The organism is Vibrio sp. 10N.222.48.A3 (assembly GCF_041475345.1).
GTDB classification, from domain to species: domain Bacteria; phylum Pseudomonadota; class Gammaproteobacteria; order Enterobacterales; family Vibrionaceae; genus Vibrio; species Vibrio tasmaniensis_A.
In genome coordinates, this window is the sequence record NZ_JBFRVX010000990.1 from 1 (window position 1) to 1,271 (window position 1,271).

1 protein-coding gene is annotated in these 1,271 nt (G+C 43.8%); it reads left to right on the top strand.

All coding sequences use genetic code 11. From position 1 onward, the window contains the following. Nucleotides 1-93 precede the first annotated feature (93 nt). Entirely contained in the window at nucleotides 94-1,200 is a 1,107-nt protein-coding gene (locus AB4653_RS22800) for a glycosyltransferase family 4 protein (RefSeq protein ID WP_009846765.1), read from the top strand. The last annotated feature ends 71 nt before the right edge of the window (nucleotides 1,201-1,271 follow it).

A 1,271-nucleotide genomic window follows, 5' to 3' on the forward strand; every position in this document is an offset into this window, starting at 1 on the left:
ATCATTGCGATGGGAATGTGTTAAACGCTGCCGTGCTGTTAGAACTTAGCCCTTCTACTGTTTATCGTAAGAAACAGGCTTGGGAATCGGAAGATGAGTACAATCAAGCCTAGCCAAGGTGTACTCAACGTAAACCTTCACGAGATTTGGCTGTTGATCGACAGCCAAACTTTTGGAGGCATAGAAACGCATGTTTTAGAGTTAGCACAAGGCCTGATATCTGAAAGCGCTCAGTATTCAGAGGCTATTCGAATCGTTCTTTTGACTAAGTTTAATCCTGAAGCGATCATCGTTGAAAAGTTGAATGCGCTGAGCATCCCTTATAGTTACCTCTCCGATTTAGCCTCATACTCTGCAGATTCAAGCGGCAATAGCGCGACACAGCTTAAACGTGCAGCTCATTATTATGAGCCAAGACTTATCCATGCTCATGGTTACAAAGCCAGTTTGGTCAGCAAACTAATAAAGCTCCCACCTCGTTTAAACAACACCAAACAAATCACCACTTATCATGCAGGTGAAACCCCAACAGGCAAAGTATGGCTTTATGACTGGCTCGACCGTTACAGCAGCTTTCTTTCTGATCAGTCGCTCGTGGTCAGTGAGAAGATTAAAGCGAAAGTGCCGAGTAAAACCCATCAATTGAATAACTTTGTTAAGGTCCCAACCGGATTAACAAAGTCCCCTTCATCAAGCCCATTCCATGTTGGCTTTGTGGGACGATTAAGCCACGAAAAAGCGCCTGATCGATTTGTCGCATTAGCCAAACCGTTTCCTGATGTTCGGTTTGAGCTTTTTGGTGACGGGCCAGAAATGGAAGCGTTAGTTAAATCGCAGCCTGATAATGTTACCTTTCATGGGCATCAAACCAATATGGACGACGTTTGGAGCCAAATCGATTTGTTAATCATCCCTTCCCGCTTTGAAGGCTTACCTATGGCGGCATTAGAAGCCATGATTCGCGGCATTCCTGTCCTCGCCACCTCAGTTGGTAACTTGCCTAAACTCATCGAGCACCAAGTTAACGGCTACCTCGCCAATTCAGAAGCTGAACTAGAACAGTTTTTATCTTTGTGGATATCATTGTCGATTGAACAACGTGACTCTCTCAGAAGTAACGCGATAGAAACGGTCAAACACCAATATTCGCCACAAGCTGTTGTCCCGAAGTTGTTGGAAATCTACCAACTCGATCGTTAATCCTAGTCTTAGTAGATAACTGGTTATTTTAGCTTGATAATTTGGCCGTTTTAGTCAGTTTTATACTGATT

What these genes read in the sequence shown, in the direction of transcription:
- AB4653_RS22800 (WP_009846765.1), top strand. Translation starts at nt 94, where the DNA reads ATGAGTACAATCAAGCCTAGCCAAGGTGTACTCAACGTAAACCTTCAC.